At 65.7% G+C, this 23,493-nt stretch carries 23 protein-coding genes and 1 tRNA gene; 17 read left to right on the top strand and 7 right to left on the bottom strand.

Annotated elements, in window-relative coordinates; translation table 11 throughout:
• Positions 1 to 497: 497 nt before the first annotated feature.
• Entirely contained in the window at positions 498 to 1,316 is an 819-nt protein-coding gene (locus tag AC1Z3O_RS11340; protein ID WP_483515816.1) for an inositol monophosphatase family protein, read from the bottom strand.
• A 203-nt stretch (positions 1,317 to 1,519) separates the two neighbouring features.
• Between AC1Z3O_RS11340 and AC1Z3O_RS11335 the strand changes: the two genes are divergently transcribed.
• The 4 genes from AC1Z3O_RS11335 to AC1Z3O_RS11320 all read left to right on the top strand — a co-directional run bounded on the left by AC1Z3O_RS11335 (position 1,520) and on the right by AC1Z3O_RS11320 (position 4,308).
• On the top strand, positions 1,520 to 2,386 hold the full coding sequence (locus tag AC1Z3O_RS11335; protein ID WP_483515815.1) for an RNA methyltransferase: 867 nt from the start codon (positions 1,520 to 1,522) through the stop codon (positions 2,384 to 2,386).
• A 31-nt stretch (positions 2,387 to 2,417) separates the two neighbouring features.
• Positions 2,418 to 3,020 carry a PrpF domain-containing protein gene (locus tag AC1Z3O_RS11330; RefSeq protein WP_483515814.1) on the top strand — a complete coding sequence of 201 codons (603 nt, stop codon included), beginning with the start codon at positions 2,418 to 2,420 and terminating at the stop codon, positions 3,018 to 3,020.
• 153 nt (positions 3,021 to 3,173) lie between these two features.
• Positions 3,174 to 3,917, top strand: coding sequence for a serine O-acetyltransferase (gene cysE / locus AC1Z3O_RS11325; RefSeq protein ID WP_483515813.1), 744 nt, complete (start codon positions 3,174 to 3,176; stop codon positions 3,915 to 3,917).
• A gap of 142 nt (positions 3,918 to 4,059) precedes the next feature.
• On the top strand, positions 4,060 to 4,308 hold the full coding sequence (locus tag AC1Z3O_RS11320; RefSeq protein ID WP_483515812.1) for a hypothetical protein: 249 nt from the start codon (positions 4,060 to 4,062) through the stop codon (positions 4,306 to 4,308).
• 52 nt (positions 4,309 to 4,360) lie between these two features.
• On the opposite strand, the gene AC1Z3O_RS11315 is transcribed toward AC1Z3O_RS11320, so the two are convergent.
• The 4 genes from AC1Z3O_RS11315 to AC1Z3O_RS11300 form a co-directional block, all read right to left on the bottom strand.
• Entirely contained in the window at positions 4,361 to 5,158 is a 798-nt protein-coding gene (locus AC1Z3O_RS11315; RefSeq protein WP_483515811.1) for a UDP-2,3-diacylglucosamine diphosphatase, read from the bottom strand.
• Positions 5,159 to 5,225: 67 nt separating this feature from the next.
• Complete coding sequence (locus AC1Z3O_RS11310; protein ID WP_483515810.1) at positions 5,226 to 5,726, bottom strand: peptidylprolyl isomerase; 501 nt, start codon at positions 5,724 to 5,726, stop codon at positions 5,226 to 5,228.
• Between the two features lie 26 nt (positions 5,727 to 5,752).
• Positions 5,753 to 6,352 carry a peptidylprolyl isomerase gene (locus AC1Z3O_RS11305; protein ID WP_483515809.1) on the bottom strand — a complete coding sequence of 200 codons (600 nt, stop codon included), beginning with the start codon at positions 6,350 to 6,352 and terminating at the stop codon, positions 5,753 to 5,755.
• A gap of 85 nt (positions 6,353 to 6,437) precedes the next feature.
• The gene (locus AC1Z3O_RS11300; RefSeq protein ID WP_483515808.1) at positions 6,438 to 7,136 is read right to left on the bottom strand and encodes a tetratricopeptide repeat protein; all 699 of its coding nucleotides are present in this window, start codon (positions 7,134 to 7,136) and stop codon (positions 6,438 to 6,440) included.
• 239 nt (positions 7,137 to 7,375) lie between these two features.
• Between AC1Z3O_RS11300 and cysS the strand changes: the two genes are divergently transcribed.
• The 6 genes from cysS to AC1Z3O_RS11270 all read left to right on the top strand — a co-directional run bounded on the left by cysS (position 7,376) and on the right by AC1Z3O_RS11270 (position 13,738).
• A complete protein-coding gene (cysS, locus tag AC1Z3O_RS11295; protein WP_483515807.1) occupies positions 7,376 to 8,764 on the top strand; it encodes a cysteine--tRNA ligase in 1,389 nt (462 codons plus the stop codon).
• Positions 8,761 to 9,564 (top strand): DNA-3-methyladenine glycosylase family protein, encoded by an 804-nt coding sequence (locus AC1Z3O_RS11290; protein ID WP_483515806.1) that lies wholly within the window; start codon positions 8,761 to 8,763, stop codon positions 9,562 to 9,564. The genes cysS and AC1Z3O_RS11290 overlap by 4 nt, the downstream gene beginning before the upstream one ends.
• 115 nt (positions 9,565 to 9,679) lie before the next feature.
• Positions 9,680 to 10,651 carry an acetyl-CoA carboxylase carboxyltransferase subunit alpha gene (locus AC1Z3O_RS11285; RefSeq protein WP_483515805.1) on the top strand — a complete coding sequence of 324 codons (972 nt, stop codon included), beginning with the start codon at positions 9,680 to 9,682 and terminating at the stop codon, positions 10,649 to 10,651.
• Positions 10,617 to 12,047: a tRNA lysidine(34) synthetase TilS gene (gene tilS / locus AC1Z3O_RS11280; protein WP_483515804.1), complete on the top strand. Its 1,431-nt coding sequence runs from the start codon at positions 10,617 to 10,619 to the stop codon at positions 12,045 to 12,047. Before AC1Z3O_RS11285 ends, tilS begins: the two co-directional genes overlap by 35 nt.
• 215 nt (positions 12,048 to 12,262) lie before the next feature.
• The gene (locus tag AC1Z3O_RS11275; protein ID WP_483515803.1) at positions 12,263 to 13,513 is read left to right on the top strand and encodes an aspartate kinase; all 1,251 of its coding nucleotides are present in this window, start codon (positions 12,263 to 12,265) and stop codon (positions 13,511 to 13,513) included.
• Between the two features lie 131 nt (positions 13,514 to 13,644).
• Positions 13,645 to 13,738: transfer RNA gene (locus AC1Z3O_RS11270), tRNA-Ser, on the top strand.
• A gap of 764 nt (positions 13,739 to 14,502) precedes the next feature.
• Here the strand turns inward: AC1Z3O_RS11270 and AC1Z3O_RS11265 are convergent.
• On the bottom strand, positions 14,503 to 15,681 hold the full coding sequence (locus AC1Z3O_RS11265; protein WP_483517583.1) for an NAD(P)H-dependent flavin oxidoreductase: 1,179 nt from the start codon (positions 15,679 to 15,681) through the stop codon (positions 14,503 to 14,505).
• 360 nt (positions 15,682 to 16,041) lie between these two features.
• On the opposite strand from AC1Z3O_RS11265, the gene AC1Z3O_RS11260 reads away from it, so the two are divergent.
• Together AC1Z3O_RS11260 and tnpB are read left to right on the top strand one after the other, a co-directional pair.
• Positions 16,042 to 16,383, top strand: coding sequence for an antirestriction protein (locus AC1Z3O_RS11260; RefSeq protein ID WP_483515802.1), 342 nt, complete (start codon positions 16,042 to 16,044; stop codon positions 16,381 to 16,383).
• Positions 16,332 to 16,514 carry an IS66 family insertion sequence element accessory protein TnpB gene (tnpB, locus tag AC1Z3O_RS11255; protein WP_483515801.1) on the top strand — a complete coding sequence of 61 codons (183 nt, stop codon included), beginning with the start codon at positions 16,332 to 16,334 and terminating at the stop codon, positions 16,512 to 16,514. The genes AC1Z3O_RS11260 and tnpB overlap by 52 nt, the downstream gene beginning before the upstream one ends.
• Here tnpB and AC1Z3O_RS11250 read toward each other — a convergent pair.
• The gene (locus AC1Z3O_RS11250) at positions 16,488 to 16,997 is read right to left on the bottom strand and encodes a flavodoxin domain-containing protein (RefSeq protein WP_483515800.1); all 510 of its coding nucleotides are present in this window, start codon (positions 16,995 to 16,997) and stop codon (positions 16,488 to 16,490) included. The genes tnpB and AC1Z3O_RS11250 overlap by 27 nt on opposite strands.
• A 219-nt stretch (positions 16,998 to 17,216) precedes the next feature.
• Between AC1Z3O_RS11250 and AC1Z3O_RS11245 the strand changes: the two genes are divergently transcribed.
• From AC1Z3O_RS11245 to AC1Z3O_RS11225, 5 genes are all read left to right on the top strand, one after another.
• Positions 17,217 to 19,301 (top strand): 3-hydroxyacyl-CoA dehydrogenase NAD-binding domain-containing protein, encoded by a 2,085-nt coding sequence (locus AC1Z3O_RS11245; protein WP_483515799.1) that lies wholly within the window; start codon positions 17,217 to 17,219, stop codon positions 19,299 to 19,301.
• Between the two features lie 19 nt (positions 19,302 to 19,320).
• On the top strand, positions 19,321 to 20,499 hold the full coding sequence (locus AC1Z3O_RS11240) for an acetyl-CoA C-acyltransferase (RefSeq protein WP_483515798.1): 1,179 nt from the start codon (positions 19,321 to 19,323) through the stop codon (positions 20,497 to 20,499).
• Positions 20,500 to 20,715: 216 nt separating this feature from the next.
• On the top strand, positions 20,716 to 22,365 hold the full coding sequence (locus AC1Z3O_RS11235; RefSeq protein ID WP_483515797.1) for an AMP-binding protein: 1,650 nt from the start codon (positions 20,716 to 20,718) through the stop codon (positions 22,363 to 22,365).
• Positions 22,366 to 22,467: 102 nt separating this feature from the next.
• Complete coding sequence (locus tag AC1Z3O_RS11230) at positions 22,468 to 22,767, top strand: putative quinol monooxygenase (protein WP_483515796.1); 300 nt, start codon at positions 22,468 to 22,470, stop codon at positions 22,765 to 22,767.
• An 85-nt stretch (positions 22,768 to 22,852) separates the two neighbouring features.
• Positions 22,853 to 23,404 (top strand): DUF2889 domain-containing protein, encoded by a 552-nt coding sequence (locus AC1Z3O_RS11225; protein ID WP_483515795.1) that lies wholly within the window; start codon positions 22,853 to 22,855, stop codon positions 23,402 to 23,404.
• Positions 23,405 to 23,493: the final 89 nt, after the last annotated feature.

Raw genomic sequence — 23,493 nt, 5'->3', positions numbered from 1 at the left:
GCGTGCTACAGGCGCTTTTCGGTCCCGGAGGGATGCGCGGGATGCTGTCCGCATGGCGCCATGGCTACCGCGCGCGGGGGCACGCAGCAACGGTGCGCAGCCTGTGGCTGCGCTGAGGCAGGCGCGTCTGACCGGCCTTCAGGCTGGCGGACACGGACAAAGAGACGGTATTCGAAGCAGGAGGCCGGCCATGCGGGCCAGCCGGAAGACACCGCTACCTGGGGGAGTCAGGCGCGGAAAAGAAAGGAGATTCCGTACCTGTCAGGCAGCGATGCCGATGCGCGATCGACTACTGTCACTGGAAGCAGAGCCCACGGAGATTCCTCTGGATGAAAAAGACGGGCGGAGTGTAAGAGTCAGGCGGCGCAGTGTCAACCCGGATGGCACACTTTGTTGCAGATCGGTGCCATTGGGCGCAAGTTGCCGCGCATTGGCGGCGCCCCGCACGCCGGCGGCGCCTGTTGCAGGCGCCGCCGTTGCATGGAGCGCGCGGCCGGTCAGGCGGCCGGCTTGGCGTTGTCCAGCGAGAAGGGCGACAGCAGGCGCACCATCTGGGCGAAGGCCTTGGGATTACCGGCCAGCACCTCGCCCTGTTCCATATGGCGCGACTCGCCGGCATAGTTGCCGACCAGGCCGCCGGCCTCGGTGATCAGCAGCATGCCGGCTGCCATGTCCCACGGCTTGAGGCCGGTCTCGAAGAAGCCGTCCAGGCGGCCGCAGGCCACATAGGCTAGGTCCAGCGCGGCCGCGCCCGGGCGGCGCAGGCCGGCGCAGCTGCGCGTCATCAGCGAGAAGATCTCCAGGTATTCGTCCAGGCCTTCCATGTCGCGGAAGGGGAAGCCGGTGCCGATCAGGCAGTCGGCCAGCTTGTCGCGGCGGGTCACGCGGATGCGGCGGTTGTTGAGGAAGGCGCCGGCGCCCTTGGTGGCGGTGAAGAGTTCGTCGCGGGCCGGGTCGTAGACCACTGCCTGGGCCGGCACGCCCTTGTGCAGCTGGGCGATGGAGACGGCGTACTGCGGGAAGCCGTGAATGAAGTTGGTGGTGCCGTCGAGCGGGTCGATGACCCAGGTGAATTCGCTGGTTTCCTCGCCGTCGGTCCAGGACTGGCCCGACTCTTCCGCTAGAATGTTGTGTTCCGGGTAGGCTGTGCGGATGACCTCGATGATCGCGGCTTCCGCCGCGCGGTCCACTTCGGTGACGAAATCGTTGTGCTGTTTGCGCGAGACCCGCAGCAAGTCGACGTCCATCGACGCACGGTTGATGATGGTGCCCGCCTTGCGGGCCGCCTTGACGGCGATATTGAGCATCGGATGCATGAATCTCTCCAGGCCGACGCAGGGCTGGGCGCATTGAGGCGCGCTGCCCGGCTGGCGGCTGACAACACAACGGATTGTAGAAGAACGGGGGTGCCGATCCGGTCGGCCCGGGCAGCCCGGGTGCAGGATAGGACGCAGCATAGGCGTCGCCCCATGACGCACATGGGCGACGGATATGACGGCACACCAAAAGGAATCTGACATTGTATAGCAAGCCGGCAAATCAGACGAGCCAGTCAAACGATCCCGCTGTGCCGCAGGATGCCTTCGCGCAGGTGCGCTTCGTGCTGGTCGAGACCAGCCATCCCGGCAACGTGGGGTCGGTGGCGCGTGCGCTCAAGACCATGGGCTTCGGCGCGGCCCCCGGCAGCCTGGTGCTGGTGGCGCCGCGCGAAGCGGCGGTGCGCACGCATCCCGAGGCGGTGGCGATGGCCAGTGGCGCCGACGACGTGCTGGCCGGCGCCAGCATTGTCGATGACGTGGAGCAGGCGCTGGCCGGAACCGCCTACGCCGTGGCCATGACCGCGCGCCAGCGCGAGTTCGGGCCGCCGCGCCTGCTGCCGCGCGAGGCAGCGGCGCAAGGGCGCCAGCGCCTGGTTGACGCCGCGGGCGCCTCGGTTGCCTTCGTCTTCGGCAATGAGCGCTTCGGCCTGCCGAACGAGGTGGTGGAGCGCTGCTCGGCCGTGACCCATATTCCTGCCAATCCCGCCTATACCTCGCTCAACCTGGCCCAGGCGGTGCAACTGGTCGCCTACGAGATGCGGCTGGCGCTGCTGGAGGGCCTGCCGGCGCCAGGAGCCGAGATCGGATATGCTGGAGAACCCGCCACTGCAGAGCAGGTCGAGGCGATGTTCGGCCACCTGCAATCGGGGCTGGAGGCCATCGGCTTTCTCGATCCCGCCCACCCGCGCAAGCTGATGACGCGGCTGCGGCGCCTGCTGGCGCGCACCGGGCTGGAGCGCGAGGAAGTAAACATCCTGCGCGGCATCGCCAAGCATATGCTGCTGGCCGCTCAGGGGCATGGCGGCCGTCCTGCGGATGGTGGCGGACAGGATGACAAGACGAAGTGAACGATCAAACGACCGACAGGAGCGGTGAGCGGTGACGGAGATTCCGGCCTACTACATGCGAGGCGGCGCCAGCAAGGCAGTGCTCTTCCTGGCGGATGACCTGCCGGCGGATCCGGGCGCGCGCGACGCCGTGCTGCTGCGGGTGCTGGGCTTGCCCGAAGCCGGCGCAACGCCAGCCGATGGCCTGGGCTGCGCCGCCGCTGGCCTCGGCAGGGTAGCCCTGGTGCGCGCCTCGCATCGCGCTGGCTGCGACGTGGACTACCAGTTCGGCGTGGCCGCCGTGGTTGCCAATGGCACGCCGCGCATCGACTGGTCGGGCGATGGCGGTGACCTGCCGGCGGCGGTGGGAGCGTTTGCGATCTGGCGCGGCTTCGTGCCGGCGCGCGAGAGCATCACCACGGTGCGGATGTGGCATGAGAACACCGCACGACTGATCGTCGCGCACGTGCCCTGCCGCAATGGTCATCCGCTCGAAGCGGTGGGCGCGGGCGAGGAAGCGGCGCCGCATTCCGCTGCGAGCATCGCCCTCGATTTTCCGGAGCAGGCGCCGGCCGGACGGGCGCGGCGCGTCGACGTGAGCCGGGGCGCGCGCCGCCTGATGACCGGACTGGTGCACGTGCCGGAGCGATGTTGACGGCGCGTACCGTCAATGTCCATGACGGCATCAGGGCAGCAAATCTCTTACACTCCTGATCCCGTTCCCACCGGCCAATGACCATGCTGGCGATCGCGCGCACTGCAGGGCGGATGCGCGGCGGCGCACGGCATGGCAACACGATACAGCAAGATGTTCACTCGTCTGAAGGAAGATATCGACGCCATCATGCGGCGCGACCCCGCTGCGCGCAGCCGTCTGGAAGTCCTCACCTGCTATCCCGGCCTGCACGCCGTGATGTTCCATCGCGTCGCGCATGGTTGCTGGCATTCCGGCCTGCGCTGGCTGGGGCGCTGGATCTCGCACTGGTCCCGTTTCCTCACCGGAATCGAGATCCATCCCGGTGCCACCATCGGCCGGCGCGTCTTCATCGACCATGGCATGGGCGTCGTCATCGGCGAGACCGCCGAGGTGGGCGATGACTGCACCATCTACCAGGGCGTGACGCTGGGCGGCACCTCGCTCTACAAGGGCCAGAAGCGCCATCCGACGCTGGGCGCGAACGTGGTCATCAGCGCCGGCGCCAAGGTGCTGGGCGGCTTCACCGTGGGCGACGGCGCGCGCGTGGGCTCCAATGCGGTGGTGCTCAAGCCGGTGCCGCCGGGCGCGACAGCGGTCGGCGTGCCGGCCCGCATCATCCTGCCCGACGCGCCACCGCAGCAGCAGGGTGCCAAGCAGGAGTTCTCGGCCTACGGCATCACGCCCAATGCCGACGATCCGGTGTCGCTGGCACTGAAGAGCCTGATCGACAACGCCGCCCAGCAGCATGAGCGCATCGAGGCGGTACTGGCCGCACTGGATCGGCTTGGCGAGCATCTCGAGAAGACGCCAAACGACCGCTTCGACGCCAGCGACCTGCGCAAGTTGCTGAAGTAAAGCGAGGGCGCCCGGCACGCGCGGCGGGAGAGCGCTGGCGGAGAGTGCGGTAGCGGGCTGCCCCGCAGCCGCACCGGCCCGCCGCGCTAAGATGTGGTCTCCGGTTCGCGAGCCGATGCGAGCCCCGCACAGGAGCCTTGCCATGCCATCTCCCGCCAGATACTGGTTTCGCGCCAAGCGCTACGGGTGGGGCTGGGGCATGCCCAACTGCTGGCAGGGCTGGCTGGTGTACGCGGCCTTCTTCGCGCTGGTGGGGGCGACCATCGTGCGCTATCCGCCCCATCGCCATCCGGTGGCGTTCACGATCTGCCAGGCGGTGCTCTGCCTGCTGCTGTTGGCGGTGTGCTGGCGCAAGGGCGAGCCGCCGCGCTGGCGCTGGGGCGGGGATTGAGCCACGGGGATTGAGCCAGGTAGGCGGCCACAGGCGCCGCGGGGTGCCCGTGTCAGCCGAGCAGTGGCAGCACCTGGAAACCGGATTCGTCCAACTGCAGCACGGCCGCCCGAGGTGGGCCGCCGTGGGCGCCATCGAGGTCCCAGTCAGTGAGTACCCAGCGCTCGCCTGCGCCGACTCGATGGCGCGCAGGCCGGTGCGTGTGGCCGTGCACCAGCAGGGTCGCATCGTTTGCGCGCATCAGCGCTGACACGGCCTGCGGCGCCACGTCGCCATAGTCGCGCGGCCGCTCGGGGCGGGCGCGGCCGGCCTCGCTGTCGGCGCGCAGGCGCCGCGCCACCGACAGGCGTGCCGCCAGCGGCAGCGCGAGAAACAGGCGTTGCACCCAGCGCTTGCGCGTCCAGCGACGAAAGCGCATATAGCGGGCATCGTCCGTGCACAACATGTCGCCATGGCTGAGCAGCACGCGCTGGCCAGCGCAGCGGATCACGGTGGGGTCGGGCAGCAGCGTGGCTCCTGCCGCGGCGGCAAAGCGCGCGCCGAGCAGGAAGTCGCGATTGCCATGCATCAGGTAGACGGCCACGCCGCGCGCGGCGAGCGCGCGCAGGGCTGCCGCGACGCCGGCCGCGAAGGGCGCGTCGGCCTCCTCATCGCCTACCCAGAATTCGAAGAAATCGCCCAGGATGAACAGGGCGCGCGCCTGCTGCGCCGCGCGTTCCAGCGTGCGCTCGAATGCCGCCAGCGTATGCGGCATGCCTGGCGTCAGGTGCAGGTCGGAAATGAACCACGCCGGCGCGGGCGCCTGGATCTCAGGCGCGCCGCTCGCCGGCGCGGATGGGGTCGCGGTCATGGTCGCAGGGTGCGCGTGGCCGCAAGCGGCTCGCGGGAGCCCGCGGCCCCCGCAAGCGCATGGGGCATTACTCGACGATAACGGCCTTCTCGATGACCACGTCCTCGAGCGGCACGTCCTGGTGGAAGCCGGAGCTGCCGGTGCGCACGCCCTTGATCTTCTCGACGACGTCGCTGCCTTCGACCACCTTGCCGAACACGGCATAGCCGAAGCCTTGCGGGGTCGGCGAGGTGAAGTTCAGGAAGTCGTTGTCGACCACGTTGATGAAGAACTGCGCGGTGGCCGAGTGCGGCGCGTTGGTGCGCGCCATGGCGATGGTGTAGCGGTCGTTCTTCAGGCCGTTGGCGGCCTCGTTCTCGATCGGCGCGTCGGTGCCTTTCTGCTTCATGCCGGGCTCGAAACCGCCGCCCTGGATCATGAAGTTCTTGATGACGCGGTGGAAGATCGTGTTGTCGTAGTGGCCCTTGCGCACGTACGACAGGAAGTTCTCCACCGACTTGGGAGCCTTCTCGGCATCGAGTTCGAGCGTGATCACGCCTTCGCTGGTATGGAGCTGAACCTTGGACATCTGCTTTCCTTTCTTTGAGTCAATGCCTACTGGACGATGGTTGCCGACTCGATCACGATCGGCGTGGCCGGCACATTGCGCATCGGGCCGTAGGCGGTGGTCGGGGAGACCTTGATGCGATCGATGGTATCCATGCCTTCCACCACCTTGCCGAACACAGCGTAGCCGTTGCCATCCGGCGCCGGGTAGTCGAGGTTGGGATTATCTACCACATTGATGAAGAACTGCGCGGTCGCCGAATTCGGATCGTTGGTGCGCGCCATGGCGAGCGTGCCGGCCTTGTTCTTCAGGCCATTGCGCGACTCCAGCGGGATCGGCGCGCGCGTCGGCTTCTCTTTCATCTCGCGGTCGAAGCCGCCACCCTGGATCATGAAGCCGTTGATCACGCGATGGAAGATGGTGCCCGTGTAAAAGCCGCTTTTCACGTATTCGTTGAAGTTTGCCACGGTCTTCGGCGCGGCGTCGGGGTAGACCTCGACGGTGAACTTGCCTGCGCTGGTGACGAATTGCACACGTTCTGCCTTCTGCGTGGCCGCCGGAGCGGACTGTGCCACGGCGGCGAGCGGACCCAGGGCAATGGCGCCGGCCAGCATGCCGGCAATGGCGAGGCGTCGGGAAATGGTCATGGCGGTCTCCTTCGGAGGTGGGGCAGGGCGAGGCAGGCATTACCGGCGTTGGCCGGGGGCCTGCCTCGCCCGTGCGATTCGGGATTCAGCGTGCGGCAGGCTGGGATGCCGGGGCCGCGGTGACGCCCGGCTTGGCCGAGCCGGCCGGGGCGGCGATTGGGGCCGGCGCCTTCACCGGTCCATTTGCCGGGCGCAGTTGCTTCAGGGCCGCAGCGGCGCGCGCATCGCCAGGTGCACGGCGCAGCGCGTCCGTATAGGACTGTTCGGCCAGGCGGCGGTAGACATCGCCGAGATTGGTGTAGGCCAAGGCGAAGGCGGGATTGACCTCGATCGCCATCAGCAGCTCGGACTCGGCGCGCTTCAGGTCGCCGCGCTTCGCGTACAGCAGGGCGAGGTTGTTGTGCGGTTCCGGCAGTTCGGGGAAGTCCTGCACCATCGCGGCGAAGGCCTGGATGGCGTCATCCTCGCGGCCCGCCTGCGCCAGCGCCCAGGCGCGCTCGAAACGGGCCTGGGCATTGCGCGGATTGGCGGCGAGAACGCGGTCGAACTGCTCGACGGCCTTGTCGTAGTGCTTCTCCTTCGCGGCTTTTTCGGCGTCGGCCATGCCCGGGTCTGCCGAATGCACGGGGCTTGGCGCCGCCGGCAAGGCCAGCGACAAGGGCATCTGGGCGTGGGCAAGGCAGGGCACGGCGGCCAGCAGGGCGATGGCGGCGGCGCGCGCGGCGCCGCGGCGGGCCCGAAGCGACGCGGCTGCGAGGTCGAGGGAGGGCAGGAGCAGGCTCATTATCGGGCGGTCCGTTATACTCGGCGGCATTCTAGCAAAGCGCGGGCTGCGACACCCGGGTGCGGGGCTGCGAGTTGCGGCGCGGCGCCCGCGGTCTGCGCTTCCGGTAAGATATGGGGCGCGCCAGCCTTGCGCTGGAGCAAGCGCCGGCTCGGCTGGAAGTGCTTCAATATGAGCTGTGCCGCGCCCGGCCTTGCGGCACGCCGGCGGCGTGCTTCCCTCTTCATTCGCTTCGTTTCATGCATTCATTGAATATCTACAACACGCTCGCGCGTGCCAAGCAGCCCTTCGTGCCGATCGAGCCCGGCAAAGTCCGCATGTATGTGTGCGGCATGACCGTGTACGACTACTGCCACGTGGGCCATGCGCGGGCCATGGTGATATTCGACATGGTGCAGCGCTGGCTGCGCACCATCGGCTACGAAGTGACCTATGTCCAGAATATTACGGACATCGATGACAAGATCATCCGGCGGGCGGCCGAAAACGGCGAAACCATCGGGGCGCTGACCGAGCGCTTCATCGGCGCCCTGCATGAGGACGCCGCCGCACTCGGCGTGCAGCCTCCCGATCACGAGCCGCGCGCCACGCAATACGTGCCGCAGATGCTCAACCTGATCGACAAGCTGTCGGAGAACGGCCTGGTCTACCAGGCCGGGGACGGCGACGTGAATTTTTCGGTACGTAAGTTCCCTGGCTACGGCAAGCTGTCGGGCAAGTCCATCGAGGACCTGCGCGCCGGCGAGCGGGTCAGCGCCAATGAGGCCAAGCAGGATCCGCTCGACTTCGTGCTGTGGAAATCGGCCAAGGCCAGCGAACCCGACGAAAGCAAGTGGGACTCGCGCTGGGGCCGCGGCCGGCCGGGCTGGCACATCGAGTGCTCCGCAATGAGCTGCGCGCTGCTGGGCGAACATTTCGACATCCATGGCGGCGGCGCAGACCTGCAGTTCCCGCACCACGAGAACGAGATCGCGCAGTCCGAGGGCGCCAGCGGCAAGCCCTTCGTCAACTACTGGATGCACAACGGCCACGTGCGCGTGAATGACGAGAAGATGTCGAAGTCGCTCGGCAACTTCTTCACCATCCGCGACGTGCTGAAGGAATACGACGCGGAGGTGGTGCGTTTCTTCATCCTGCGCGCCCACTACCGCAGCCCGCTGAACTACGGCGAAGCCCATCTCGAAGACGCACGCCATGCGCTCACGAGGCTCTACACGGCGCTCAAGGACGTGCAGCCCGACGGCGAGCCGCTCGACTGGGACGAGGCCCATGCGCGGCGCTTCAGCGAGGCGATGGGCGATGACTTCAACACCCCGATCGCGGTCTCGGTGCTGTTCGACCTGGCCGGCGAGGTCAACCGCAGCGGCTCGCCCGCGGCGGCCCGCCAGCTCAAGGGCCTGGCCGGCACGCTCGGCCTGCTGCAGCGCGACCCGCACGCCTTCCTGCAAGGCGGGCAGGCGCCCGCCGGCCTGGACGCGGAGCGCATCGAAGCCTGCATCGCCGCACGCAAGGCCGCCAAGGCCGAGCGCAACTTTGCCGAAGCCGACCGCATCCGCGCCGAGCTGCTGGCCACCGGCGTGGTGCTGGAGGACAAGCCGGGCGGCGTGACCGAATGGAGGCGTGCTTGAACGCTGCCGCGCGCAAGCCGCCTGCCGCTGTCGCATCGACCGTCGCTGCCAAGGGCGCGCCGGCCCGCGCCGGCAAGGCCCAGGGCGTGGCCAAGGCGGACGGCAAGGCGGTGCGCACAGCCAAGCCGGTGCTGCCCGAGGCCAGCGCCGTGCCACTGCCGGTCGAGACGGTCACCGACGTGGTCAGGCCTGCCTACTGGGATGAGGCCTGCGCCGACCTGATGAAGCGCGACCGCATCCTGCGCAAGATGATCCCGACCTACGGACCGGCACACCTGGTCTCGCGGGGGGATCCCTTCATCACGCTGGCGCGCTCGGTGGTGGGGCAGCAGATCTCGGTCAAGTCCGCGCAGGCAGCGTGGGAACGGCTCGCGGCGGCCTGTCCCAAGCTGACGCCCGCGCAGCTGCTCAAGGCCGGCACGGAAAAGCTGGCCGCCTGCGGCCTGTCGCGGCGCAAGGCGGAGTACATCCTCGACCTGGCCGAGCACTTCAAGGCGGGGCGCGTGCACGTGGACCTGTGGGCCGAGATGGACGACGAAGCGGTCATCGCCGAGCTCACGCAGATCCGCGGCATCGGGCGCTGGACCGCGGAGATGTTCCTGATGTTCAATCTGATGCGGCCCAATGTGCTGCCGCTGGATGACATCGGGCTGATCAATGCGATCTCGGCGAACTACTTCAGTGGCGAGCCGGTCACACGCAGCGAGGCACGCGAGGTCGCTGCCAACTGGGAGCCGTGGCGGACTGTGGCCACCTGGTATATGTGGCGCAGCCTGGACCCGCTTCCCGTGACGTATTAGTTTCTTCTCGCGTGAATTTTGCGAGAAAGTGGTGCCGGCGATCTATGCTGGCCAATAAGAACGGGGGCAATTTCCGGTAGAATGCGCCCCCTCACAGACAGGTACGTGTGCCTTCATGAAAACCACTTTCCTGGATTTTGAACAGCCGATCGCCGAACTCGAGGCAAAGATCGAGGAACTGCGCTTCGTGCAGGACGACTCGGCTGTCGATATTTCCGAAGAGATTTCGCGGCTGGCCGGCAAGAGCCAGCAGCTCACCAAGGATATCTACGCCAACCTCAGCCCCTGGCAGGTTGCGCAGATCGCCCGCCACCCGCAGCGTCCCTACACCCTGGACTACGTGCGGGAGATCTTCACCGACTTCCACGAACTGCACGGCGACCGTGCCTTCGCGGACGACCTGTCCATCGTCGGCGGCCTGGCCCGCTTCAATGGGCAGGCCTGCATGGTGATCGGTCACCAGAAGGGCCGCGACACCAAGGAGCGCGCCCTGCGCAACTTCGGCATGTCCAAGCCCGAGGGCTATCGCAAGGCCAAGCGCCTGATGGAACTGGCCGACAAGTTCGGCCTGCCCATCTTCACCTTCGTCGACACCCCGGGCGCATTCCCGGGCATCGACGCCGAGGAGCGCGGCCAGTCCGAGGCCATCGGCCACAACCTCTACGTGATGGCCGGCCTGAAGGTGCCCCTGATCGCCACCATCATCGGTGAAGGCGGTTCCGGCGGCGCGCTGGCCATCGCCGTGGGCGACGTGGTGCAGATGTTGCAGTTCGCCACCTACGCGGTGATCTCGCCCGAGGGCTGCGCCTCCATCCTGTGGAAGACCGCGGAGAAGGCGCCTGAGGCCGCCGAGGCGCTGGGCCTGACCGCGCATCGCCTGAAGGCGCTGGGCCTGATCGACAAGATCGTCAACGAGCCGCTGGGCGGCGCCCACCGCGACGCGAAGGGCATGGCTGCCATGCTCAAGCGCTCGCTGGCCGATGCGCTGCGCCAGTTCCAGGGCATGAGCGTGAAGGAACTGCAGGCACGCCGTCACGAGCGCCTGCTGGCCTATGGCAAGTTCAAGGAAACCGGCGCCCAGGAGTGATCCTGCCGCGCGCCTGACCGACAAGGTCGCACAGTCCCTGCGGGGCGGTGCGGCCTTTGTCGTTTCTGGCGGCGTGGTGGCGGTGGCGCTGTCGGGCGGGCGCGATTCGGTCGCACTGCTGCACGCGGCGCGTGCGGCCCTGGAGGACGGCGCGCTGCCGGCGCGGCTGGTGGCCCTGCACGTCCACCACGGCCTGCAGGCGCAGGCCGACGCCTGGGATGCCTTCTGCGCCGACCTGTGCAACCGCTGGCAGGTCGGCTACTTCGTGCGCCGCGTGAGCGTGCGGCCGCAAGCCGGCGAAGGGCTCGAGGCCGCCGCTCGCCGTGCGCGCTACGAGGCGCTGGCCGCCATGTGCCGCGATGCCGGCGCCGGGCTGCTGCTGTTCGCCCACCATCTGGACGACCAGGTCGAGACCGTGCTGCTGCGCCTGTTCCGCGGCGCCGGCGTGGCCGGCATGGCCGGCATGCCCGCCGCGCGGCGGCTTGCGCCCGATGCGGATGTGCTGCTGCTGCGGCCGTGGCTGGACGAAGGGCGCGAAACCATCGACGCCTATTGCGCAGCCCACGCGCTGCCCTGGATCGAAGATCCGTCGAACGCGGATCCTCGTTTCGCGCGCAACGCGCTGCGCGCGCTGATGCCGGGATTGCGCGATGCGTTCCCGGCGCTGCGCTCCAATGTGTCGCAGGCCGCCGCCCACTTCGCCCAGGCTGGCGCGATGCTCGACCAGTTCGCTGCCGAGCGTCTGGCGGGCCTGGCCGCGCCGGGGCGGGATGCCGATACGCTGGCTGAACTGGACCTGGCCGGCCTGCGCGCCTTGCCGGCCCCACAGGCCGATGCCGTGCTGCGCCTGTGGCTGCGGGACCTGGGCGCGCACGCGCCGTCGACCGCGCGCCTGGCCGCCATGCGTGAGCAACTGCTCGACCACAGCGGCGGCGAGCCCGCCATCCACCACGAACGCCTGGTGCTGCGCCGCTTCCAGGGCAGGGTCCTCGCATGCCGTGAACGCCCGCGTGCCGAGCCAACCATCGTGCCGCTGCAGTGGCATGGCGAGACGCGCATCATCGTGCCGGCCTGGGAAGGCGAGCTGCACTTCACCCGCGATGACACCTTCGGCGTGCCGGAGCCCGTACTGCGCCAAGCGCTGCAGCTCGCGCCCCGCAGCGGTGGCGAGCGCATCGTGCTGCGGCCCGGCGGCCCGGCGCGCGCGCTCAAGCAGGCCTACCAGGAGGCCGGCGTGCCGGCGTGGCGCCGCGCCGCATTGCCGCTGCTCTGGGCAGGCGACTCCCTTGTGCTGGCAGCCGGGCTCGGCATGCACCGGCGCTGGCCGGAGAGCGGGCCGGGGCCGCGCTGGCGGGTGGAGTGGGTGGAGCGGGGCGGCCCTTGCGCCGCAAGCTAGCGGGAGGGCGTGCGGCCCGCGCGCGCGGGCACTATCCTGTGCAAAGGCATGCGCAACGGCGGGTGCCGAGCGCGGCGCCGCGCAGCACCCCCTATCGCTCGGATGGGCACTCGAATCCCATCCGCTGCGTGCGCTGATCGGCCCTCCGCCTTGCCTGGCACGGGCTCTTCGTGTATTTTCATTTGTTTTGCACAATCGCTGGCGTCGACAAGAAGATGGCTCTCATCGTTCACAAATACGGCGGCACTTCGATGGGTTCCACGGAACGCATCAAGAACGTCGCTAAGCGCGTGGCCAAGTGGCACCGCGCCGGTCACCGCGTAGTCGTGGTGCCTTCGGCCATGTCAGGCGAGACCAATCGCCTGCTGGGCCTGGCCAAGGAGATCTCGGCGCAGCCGAGCCCGCGCGAGCTGGACATGCTCGCCTCCACCGGGGAACAGGCCAGCGTAGCGCTGCTGGCCATCGCCCTGCACGGTGAGAACATCGACGCTGTCAGCTACACCGGCTGGCAAGTGCCGGTGAAGACCGATTCGTCCTACACCAAGGCCCGCATCGAGTCGATCGACGACGAGCGCATCCTGGGCGACCTCGACGCCGGGCGCGTCGTCGTGATCACCGGCTTCCAGGGCATCGACGACGACGGCAACATCACCACGCTGGGCCGTGGCGGTTCCGATACCTCGGCCGTGGCCATCGCCGCCGCCATCGAGGCCGATGAATGCCTGATCTACACGGACGTCGACGGCGTCTACACCACCGATCCGCGCGTGGTGGAAGACGCCCGCCGGCTGGACCGCGTCACCTTCGAGGAAATGCTGGAAATGGCCAGCCTGGGCTCCAAGGTGCTGCAGATCCGCTCGGTGGAGTTCGCCGGCAAGTACCGCGTGAAGACCCGCGTGCTGTCGTCGCTGACCGACCCCCTGATGCCGCTCGAGCAGGAAATGCATTCGGGCACGCTGATCACTTTTGAGGAAGAGTCTGACATGGAAGCAGCCGTCATCTCCGGCATCGCCTTTGCCCGTGACGAGGCCAAGATCACCGTTCTGGGCGTGCCCGACAAGCCTGGTATCGCCTACCAGATCCTGGGCCCGATCGCCGACGCCAACATCGACGTCGACATGATCATCCAGAACCAGTCGGTGGACGGCAAGACCGACTTCACCTTCACCGTGCCGCGCGGCGACTACCAGCGCGCACTGGGCATCCTGAACGACAGCGTCAAGGGCCACATCGGCGCCGCCACCGTGCTGGGCGACCCGAAGGTGTCGAAGGTCTCGGTGGTGGGCGTGGGCATGCGCTCGCACGTCGGCATCGCCAGCAAGATGTTCCGCACGCTGTCGGAAGAGGGCATCAACATCCAGATGATCTCCACCTCGGAAATCAAGATCTCGGTGCTGATCGACGAGAAGTACATGGAACTCGCCGTGCGTTGCCTGCACAAGGCGTTCGAGCTGGAACAGGCGTAAGCTTTTTACCTGCGTTCTGGCGGGGTACGAAAAAAAAGTGCAGTTGTCAGCGAATTACCATTGACCAACTGATTCGGCCTCGCTAGAATGCGTGCTTCGTTGTGCAGCCTCCCTGGCACAACGCAGATTTGGGAGACGTGGCCGAGAGGTCGAAGGCACTCCCCTGCTAAGGGAGCATCCGGGCCAAAACCTGGATCGAGGGTTCGAATCCCTCCGTCTCCGCCAGTAATGGCGGCGAAACCCCGGAAGATCGCGGTCTTCCGGGGTTTTGTTTTTTCTGGGGTCTGTCCTGACCTCTGTTCCGTGGTCGCGCTCTCGCTGCGTCCTCGCGTCCCTCAAAAGTCCCGCGCGGTCTCGCCTTCATTGCATCAACAGGGTGTATCCGTCGGCTGGGGATTTGATAACGGCCTGGCTCCAATCATGCCGTTGCCTTCCCCTTTGTTCTCGATCACGACGGATTGCCCGAGCACGTCCCAAGGCGCATGCGCCTTGGCTGGAACAGGCAGCGGCCCATGCGGCCAGGATCGGCGAGGGGGCTGCGTGGGAACCGCCTGCCTAGATGGAGGCGTAGCGTGACGCCGTGACGAGCGCCAGCGTAAAACTCGAATGCGGCCGGCCTGTGTAGCGTGCCACGCAGCCCAGAGCGCGCGCACTGCATCCGCGTCGAGCAATTCCACTTCATCCGTGTAGGGATGCTCCCTCGCAGACTGAGCACAAGACCGAAAGAACCAACGTAGCCGCACAGCGGCATGCCGTGCGGGTCGCGGACCGTCGCCATATCGAGTTCGACGGGACCGAAGGGCGGTCTTGCCAATGCCTTTGCGATCCGTTACGGCGACGGGCCGTTGTGTGACGTGGAGGTGGTGCGAGAGATGGTCGATCTCAGCGGCGGGTTGTTGTACGAACGGGCGGAGGCAGTTATGCGGACCCGCCGTCGCGGGGTAGCAGAGACGCTACCTTCGTGTAGCGCGCTTTTGCGGTCCATGGCATCAGGCTCCTGGCTGCGTGGACGTCGGAGCGAACGCCTCCGCCGGCTTCTCGCCGGTCAGCAGGTAGCGGATCAGATTCGCCACGGGCCGGATCGATTCGCCGAATGGCAGCGAGCCCTTGCCGCGAAAGAATAGGCCGCGCTCCACATCGCCGCGCACCGCCTGGGCTAGCTTCAGGTCGATGCAGAACTGGCCGATGCGGCCAAGGCCGTCGCGCAGGCCGCAGGCCTGCAGGCAGTCGAAGCCCTCCAGGCACTCGCGGACTTTGGCGCGATGCTGTAAGCGGGCTTCACTGGAAAGGTAGCGACTTAGCCACGGCGTGAGCACGGCACGCGCGGGCAATCCCGCGACGCTCGTGAATTCGCGCAGCGATTCCGGTCGAGCGGTTGCCAACACCTGCTTGAAAGCAGGATGGGCATCGCACTCTTCCGTCACAGCAAAGGCCGTGCCCAGCTGCACTGCCGCCGCGCCCTGCTTGAGCCAGTGGCGCACCTTTGTATGGCTGTTGATGCCGCCGGCCAGGATCAGGGGAACGCTGCCCCAGGCCAGCCCGAGCGAGGCGAACAATTCGCGACATTCTGCGAGCACGCGTGAGAATGAGAAGCGCGGCTCGCTCAGGTCCTGGACGGACGGGGCACCAAGATGTCCGCCTGCATGATCGGGATGCTCGACCACGATCGCATCCGGCAGCCGGCCCTTTTTCATCCATTTGCGCAGGATCAGCGCAATGCCGCGCGATTCGGAAAGAATGGGAATCAGCGCAACTCCGGGGTAGTCGGCGGTCAGTTCGGGCAGGTCCAGCGGCAGGCCTGCGCCCATGACGATGGCATCCGCCCCGCTTTCGCAGGACTGGCGCACCAGTGCCGCATGCGAGCTGACGGCCTTCATCACGTTGACGGCAATCATCCCGCGGCCGCCGGAAAGCTCACGTGCGGCCTTGATCTCGCGGTCCAGCGCGACCAGGTTGACCGCTTCGATGCGGAGCTTGTCACGCGTGCCTCGCGTCTGCGCAAGCAAGTCAGGGTGATGGTGGCGCAAGTCGATGCTCGCGATGGTGCCCATACCGTTCTGGCCGGCTACAGCGCCTGCCAACCGATGCGCGGAAATGCCGATGCCCATGCCACCCTGTACAACTGGTACCAGCTGGCGCCCGCCCAGCTTCAGCCAATGTTCTTTCATTTCGACCTCGCTCAATTCGCGTCGCCGCGTGTAGACAACTTGCGAAGCGTGGCACAGCCGCGGAGCATGGCTTTTGCTGCAGGTCAATGCTGCGCGAGCCGGCATCCGGCTGTCCGCGCCGATCCGTGTTTCCTCGCCTTCCGCGCGGTCGCGGGCATGGATGGCCAGGCATAGCCCTTCCCTTTCAAGGGGCTTTGGTGTTCCAACCGTAATGCCGAGGGATGGCACGAGGCTGGCAATGGCGCAACCGACCTGGCCACGCTTTTCGCGCCTGACGCAACCTGCGCGGCCGAACCTGCGGAGGCACCGACCAATGCGCCCGGCGCGAAGGCTTAACTCACATCAAGCGCGCGGAGCCGCGTGGCTGTCGCCGTAGCTTCTTCATGGCCCCAGACTCGACCGGCGAGTTCCACATCGAACCCCGAGAACTGGTCCGACGAGACCATGAGCGCCGACGCCGCGGGCATCGTGGCCTGCCTCTACACCTGCTGCCTGCTGTCGTTCCGGCCCGGCCTGGCCAACATCGGAGACAAGTTCCACCAACTGTGGTCGAGATCTGCGGGGTGCCGCCGCGGCGCCGGTTGCTGCCGGCTGCGTCTGACAGCTCGGCGGGCGCAAGTGCTCGATCGGGGGGGGGCAGGGCGGCCAGGTTGGGTTTCAAGCTCTGTGCCTACGACCGCGCTGGGTTCTGGTTGTTGGTGAAACGGCTTGCGCAGGACCGCTTCACATGGCTCGATGCGGCGGCGCTGCGGACGGTGACTGTCGAGCAGCTTCACTGGCTGGTCGACGGCATCGACCTGTCGCGCTTATCCCCGTTCGCTGTCGTGTGTTGATGTGGCGCGCGCCAAAGTGCCCTGCGTCGCGGTCAGCACGGCCGGGACCCAGTCTTCAAGCCAGGCTAGGGCAGGCTCGTCGGGAAAGGATGTCCTGGAAGCATCGATCTCCAGGCGGCTTCCAATTCGAATGGCGCCTTTCGACGCCAGCGCCTCGTCGATCCTGCGACCTCCTCCGCAGAAAGTCTCTGCGTAGGTTCGGTCGCCAAGTGCGATCACGCCATAACGCACGTGGCCTAGTTCAATGGTGGCGGCCAGCAACTGTGCGTAGAAGGTGCGAATGGGATCTGGCACATCGCCCGCACCGTGGGTGGAGCAACAGACGAGCAGGGCAGAGGTCTGGCCGAGGATGAGGGGCGTGTCCTGCTGAGGGTCGGCGAAGCGGCTGGCCAGGCCGAACTCCTGCAGCCGCTCCGCGGCGAGGTCGGCGACGAGGGAAGCGTTGCCGGATTGAGAGCCTACAAGGATGAGAACGCCTGCCATGGGTGAGGTTCCGTAGTTCACTGAGTTCTTGCAATGTAATACAAAAACATCTAATGTTGAACTTAAATTTGTATTACACGATCGAGTCGACCGATTGGTGGAGGCAGATGAAATCTCGAGGTCTTCATGCGTTGAGCGATCTCGGGGTCTGCGACGAACGGCACGGGAAGTGCCGTGGCTGAATTGCCCGCTAACGCATTGAGAAAGGAGCATGCACCTGTGTTGAAAGAAATCCTGGATGGGGTGGCTATCGTCGAGTTGGAAAATCCATCGATGAACAGTCTCAACGTTGCATTGAGGCGCCGGCTGATCGAAACGATCGGGCGAATCGGCAGCATGCCGGAGGTGTCGGCAATCGTGCTGGTTGGTGCGAGAGACGTGTTCAGTGCCGGTGCGGATATCAGCGAGTTCAATACTCAGCAGGGGTTCGCTGAGCCGTCGATCCATGCGGTGATGGCGGCTGTCGAGTTCAGTACCAAGCCCGTGATAGCGGGTATTGAAGGGCTGGCCATGGGCGGTGGACTGGAACTCGCCCTAGCCGCGCACTACCGGGTGGCGATAGCGAGTAGCCGTATCGCCCTGCCGGAGATCAAGCTTGGTCTGATTCCCGGTGCTGGCGGCACGCAACGCCTTCCGCGTGCGATTGGCCTTGAGGCGGCAGCCCGGATGATCTGCAGCGGCGATCCCGTCAGGGCCGATGCGCCGAGCCTGGCCGGCTTGTTCGATCTGGTGGTCGAGCAGAATCTGCTGGAGGCTTGCCTGGGCCTGGCGCACCGCATCGTGCGCGAGGGCATGAAAGCGTCTTTGCTGCGCGACCGCGCCATGCCGGTGCCGGAATCGCTGCTGTTCTTTCAGGAACTGGAGCAGCGAGCTGGCAGCAAAAAAGGACAGTGGCCCACTGCCGTGAGCGCGTGTATCGCCTGCCTGCGGGCGGCGGCGACCTTGCCAGTGGATGCTGGTCTGGCGTTCGAGCGTGAAGCGTTCATGAAGCTGTTCGACAGCCCGGCTTCCGGCGCCCTCAGGCATGCGTTCCTCGCCGAGCGGACGGCTGCGAAGATAGCCGGCCTGCCGGCGCAGGCCGAGACCCGCCCGCTCCGAGCGGCAGCCGTCGTGGGCGCTGGCACCATGGGCGCGGGTATTGCCATGACGTTTGCCAATGCCGGCATTCCGGTTCGTTTGCTGGAGATGAAGAGCGACGCGCTGGAGCGCGGGTTGGCGGTGATCCGTGCGAACTACGAAGGGTCGGTACGGCGCGGCAAGCTCTCGCAGGCGGATTGCGACAAGCGCCTGGCGCTGATCCAGCCCACGCTGTCTTACGGAGAACTGCGCGATGCCGACGTGGTGGTGGAAGCGGTCTACGAAGACATGGATGCGAAAGCCGGTGTCTTCCGGAACCTGGACATTGTCTGCAAGCCCGGTGCCATTCTTGCCAGCAATACTTCAACGCTGGACCTCGACAAGATCGCCGCGGTAACGGCCCGGCCCGCCGACGTGGTCGGCATGCACTTCTTCGTGCCGGCGAACGTGATGCCCTTGTTGGAGGTGGTCAGGGCAAGGGAGACCTCGCCGGAAGTCCTCCTGACGGTGATGGAGCTTGCCAAGCGTCTGAAGAAGACAGGTGTCGTGTCTGGCGTCTGCGACGGCTTTATTGGCAACCGGATGATCGATCCGTATCTTCGCCAAGCCTATTTTTTGCTGGAAGAAGGGGCGCTGCCCGAGCAGATAGACCGTGCGCTCGAAGCCTGGGGGATGGCAATGGGACCGTTCCGCGCAGGTGACTTGACGGGATTGGACGTCCTGTGGAGCGTACGCAAGCGCCGCTATGTCGAGGCGCCCGACGTGGTGTATTCCGGCTTGCCGGATCGTCTTTGCGAGCTAGGGCGTTTCGGCCAGAAGACTGGGGCCGGCTACTACCGCTACGAGCCGGGTATCCGGGAAGGCAAGCCGGACGACGCTGTCCGCGACCTGATCGAGGGCTATTCCGCCGAGATCGGCAGGACCCGCCGGCAGATCTCCGACGAGGAGATCGTGTCGCGTTGCATGCTTGCGCTCGTCAATGAAGGCGCGGCGATCCTGGACGAGCGCATCGCGCAACGGGCTTCGGACATCGATGCCGTCTATCTGCTCGGATACGGATTCCCGGCATTCCGCGGTGGCCCCATGTACTACGCGAACACGCAGGGCCTGCGCAAAGTCGTCGCATCGATGGAGCGATTTCGGGAACATGCCAGCTCGGACCCGGCGTTCTGGCAGCCGCACCGCTTGCTGCTCGAATTGGCCGATACCAACGGCACTTTTAACTAAACGAAGGGAGACAGAAGATATGAAGGATGCAGTGATCGTTTCGACCGCACGCACGGGCTGGGGAAAGGCATGGCGCGGCGCTTTCAATATGACGCACGGCGCGACCATGGGCGGGCACGTGGTCAGGCACGCGGTGGAGCGCGCGGGTCTCGACCCGGAGGAAGTCGAGGACCTGATTCTCGGATGTGGCAATCCGGAGGCGGCAAACGGCCTCAATATCGCACGGCAAAGCGCGCTGCGCGCGGGCTTGCCGGTCACGGCGAGCGGCGTCACGGTCAACCGCTTCTGTTCCTCTGGCTTGCAGGCGATTGCGATGGCTGCGCAGAGCATCGTTACCGATGGAGTACCGGTGATCGTTGCAGGGGGCGTCGAATCGATCTCCTGCGTGCAGAACCAGTTGAATACGCACATGCTGCACGAAGCGTGGATCGCAGAGCACAGACCGTCGGCCTATCTCTCCATGCTGCAGACCGCCGAGATCGTGGCGAAGCGATACAGCATCTCGCGCCAGCGCCAGGACGAGTATGGCGTCAGCAGCCAGATCCGTGCTGCTGCCGCGCAGCGGGCTGGCAAGTTTGCCGACGAGATCGTCCCGATGACAACCGTAAAGCAGCTGACCAACAAGGACACCGGAGAAACGGTGCAAGAGTCGGTCACGATCTCTGCCGACGAGGGCATTCGTCCGGATACCACATACGCCAGCGTTTCGAGCATCAAGCCGGCCTTCGAGGGAGGCGTTGTGGCCGCAGGTAACGCTAGCCAGTTTTCCGATGGCGCCTCAGCGTGCGTGATGATGGACGGCTTGCTGGCACAGAGAAAAGGCCTTGAACCGCTGGGTATTTACCGCGGCTTTGCGGTCGCGGGGTGCGAACCTGACGAAATGGGCATCGGGCCAGTATTCGCAGTGCCACGCCTGCTCCAGCGCGCGGGCCTCAAGATGGATGACATCGGCTTGTGGGAGTTGAATGAAGCGTTTGCGGTTCAGGTGCTGTATTGCCAGGATCGCCTTGGCATTCCGGCGGAGCGCCTGAACGTCAATGGCGGCTCGATCGCCATTGGCCACCCCTATGGCGCCACGGGCGCGCGTCAGGTTGGACATGCATTGATCGAAGGAAAGCGACGCGGCGTGAAGTATGTCGTCGTCACGATGTGCGTTGGCATGGGCATGGGTGCCGCGGGTCTGTTCGAAGTCTGCTGAGCCCGTGGCGCAAGGCACCGGGCCGGGTTTAGCACAGGAAGCGTGGAGGCCACCGTCGGATGCTCGGACGGAATGGCCCCCGCAATCCAAAGTGGAATGACGAGCCGCGGTAATGACGGATTGCCGGCTCGCACCTCTTGGAAGCGGGGGCATTACGTTGCGGGTGGTCTCATGGCTTCATGAGAGTGGGAATAAGTAAAAGAGGAGACATCGAAAATGGAACAGAATGCCTGGAACAGGTACTACCCAGCCGGCGCCCTGGCGTCCTATCGGGAGGAACCAGGGTCGCCGGTGACATTGTTCACCCGTTCGGCAAGCCGGTATCCCGAGCGGAACTGCCTGAGCTTTGGCAGCCTCAAGCTAAGCTATGCGCAAACACTGGATCTAGTGCAGCGCGCAGCAGCAGGCCTGCAAGCGCATGGCCTGCGCAAGTCCGACCGGATCGCGCTGCTCCTGCCCAATCATCCGGGTTTTGTGATCGGTTACTACGCCGCGCTTCAGATGGGGGCGGTGGCCGTAGCGATCAACCCGCTTTATCCCACGCTCATGATCGCGACGCAGCTCCGCAATAGCGGCGCGCGCGTCCTGGTCGTGGCGGATCTTCCCGGCTTGCTCGACACGGCTTCGGCGTGTCTGGAGCAGGGCGTGGTCGAATCGGTGATCGTTGTCCGCATGGATGCTTCGGATCTGCTGCCCGGTGCCGATACCCCAGCGCCCGCCTTGGCGCCGCGCATGGTCCCGCTGGCCTCGATTCTGGCAAACGCGGGCTATCCGCAAGCCGTTGAGATTGATCCGCTGGAAGATCTTGCTGCCTTGCAGGCAACCGGAGGCACTACCGGAACGCCAAAGTTCGCGATGCTGACCCACAACAATTTCTGGATCAACACGCAGCAGGCCAGGCTGATGATGAACGGGCTGAAGGAGGGAAGGGAGGTCTTTCTTGTTCCGCTCCCTCTATTTCATATCACGGGGACGACATTGCTGATGCATCTCGGCCTCGCGGTTGCCGCGGAGCTGGTGCTGATGCCGAAGTTCGACATCGGCGCGGCCATCACGCTATGCATCGAGTGCGGCGTGACCAACCTCGCGGCCGTCCCGACCATTTATACGGCTTTCCTCAATCACCCCGATGCGGAGAAGGTCAACTGGCGCGGGATGACCCAGGTAATGGCGGGCGGCGGCCCGCTGCCGCCAGAAACGGTCGTGCGGTTCAATGACCGCTTCGGCGTGCGTATCCGCCAGGGCTACGGCTTGAGCGAATGCAGTCCAGGCCTGACTATGATGCCTGACTTCGCAGAGGGCCCGGCGAACTCCATCGGGATTCCGATTCCAGGCACGCAGATCCAGATCCGCGATCCCGCCAATCCGGCGCTCGTCCTGCCGGCCGGAGAAGCGGGGGAGATCTGTGCCAAGGGGCCACAAGTGATGAAAGGCTACTGGAATCGTCCGGCGGACACGCAGGCCGTGATGACCCAGGACGGCTTCCTGCGCACAGGCGACATCGGCAGGATGGATGCCAATGGATTTATCGAGATTGTCGACCGGTTGAAGGATGTCATCATCGCCAGCGGCTACAAGCTGTTTCCTACCGCAATTGAGGCCGCGGTCTGCGAGCATCCGGCGGTAAGCGAGGTGGCTGTGATCGGCATTCCCGATCCCTATCGTGGCGAAACCGCAAAGGCATTCTATAGCTTGCGTCCCGGGATGACGCTGGATGTCGATGAGCTGCGTATCTTCCTGGCCAGCCGGCTGTCGCCGATGGAAATGCCGAAGCTCTTCGAGATGCGGGAGGTGTTGCCGAAGACCGCCGCGGGAAAGATCTCCCGTCTTGCCCTGCGCGAGGAGGAGAGGGAGAGGGCCGGGTAAGCAGGTTGCCCGCCAAGTGCAAAATCAGGCAGGCGGCGACGGCGCGTTGTCGCTTGCTTTCCACATTCAATTCATTGAGCGAAGGCTATGGGAGTCAATGGGATGCCAGGCAGCGGCACGGTCATCATGACCACGGATTTGCGGATCAAGGAAAACGAAGAACAGGCAGCCATCGAGATACTCGATGCGCTCGTAGCGAGAAGCCGAGCGGAACAAGGCTGCGTAAGCTACTGCTATTACCAGGCCAAAGGCGACAAGATGGCCTATTTCCTCCTTGAGAAGTGGGAGGGCAAGGCCGCTTTCGCCAGTCATCGCGAATCCGCGCACCTGCGCAGCGGGCTAGATGCTCTGGCCGCGCTCTGGGAGGTGCCACCGGTATTCAAGGCCTGGATCGAAGCCTGAACAGGAGCAGGGTTACAACTCGAGCTTTCTCCCTGGCGCCCGCAGGCATCGCTTTCGGGCGCCAACCAGCCACGGATCAGCAATCATGGCTTTGCCACTATCCGACCGCGGCCGCGTGCTGCGGCATACGCGGTCGATCAGCATCGAGGTATTCCGGCGCCAGGATGGCAATTGGGAGATCGATGCCTCCCTCCAGGATGTCAAGACCCACGATGTGCTCGCGCCAAACGGCGTGCATGTAGCCGGAAGGCCGATACATCGCATGATGGTTCGCCTGGTCTTGGACGGAGATTTCAATATCCTCGCAGCAGGTGCAGTTTCCGACCGCGTGCCTTACCCGGGAAGCTGTGAATCGGCAGCCGATGTCTACGAACTGCTGACCGGGTTAAACGTGCTCAAGCAGTTCCGCCGCGGGCTCGCCGAACGGACCGGCGGGATCAAAGGCTGCACGCATTTGAACGAACTGGCGGCAATGCTGCCGACGGCAATCATTCAGGGCATGGCGGAGGAAAGCTTTAGCTTCCAGACTGCAGACGTACGCCCGTTTCCCATTGATCAATGTCATTCCCTGCGTGCCGATGGCGACGTCGTGAAGACGTATTTTCCCAAGTGGCACGTCTCCTCCTCAATCAAATGACGAGGATTGGTTGGCTGGTGCCACAGAGGATCAAATCCGGAGCCGGCACGCTTGCCGTATGCCGGTAATGGCCACAGCGAGGGCTACGC

Source organism: Cupriavidus sp. 09_S30 (assembly GCF_056930435.1).
This window is presented reverse-complemented; position numbering and strand designations above follow the sequence as displayed.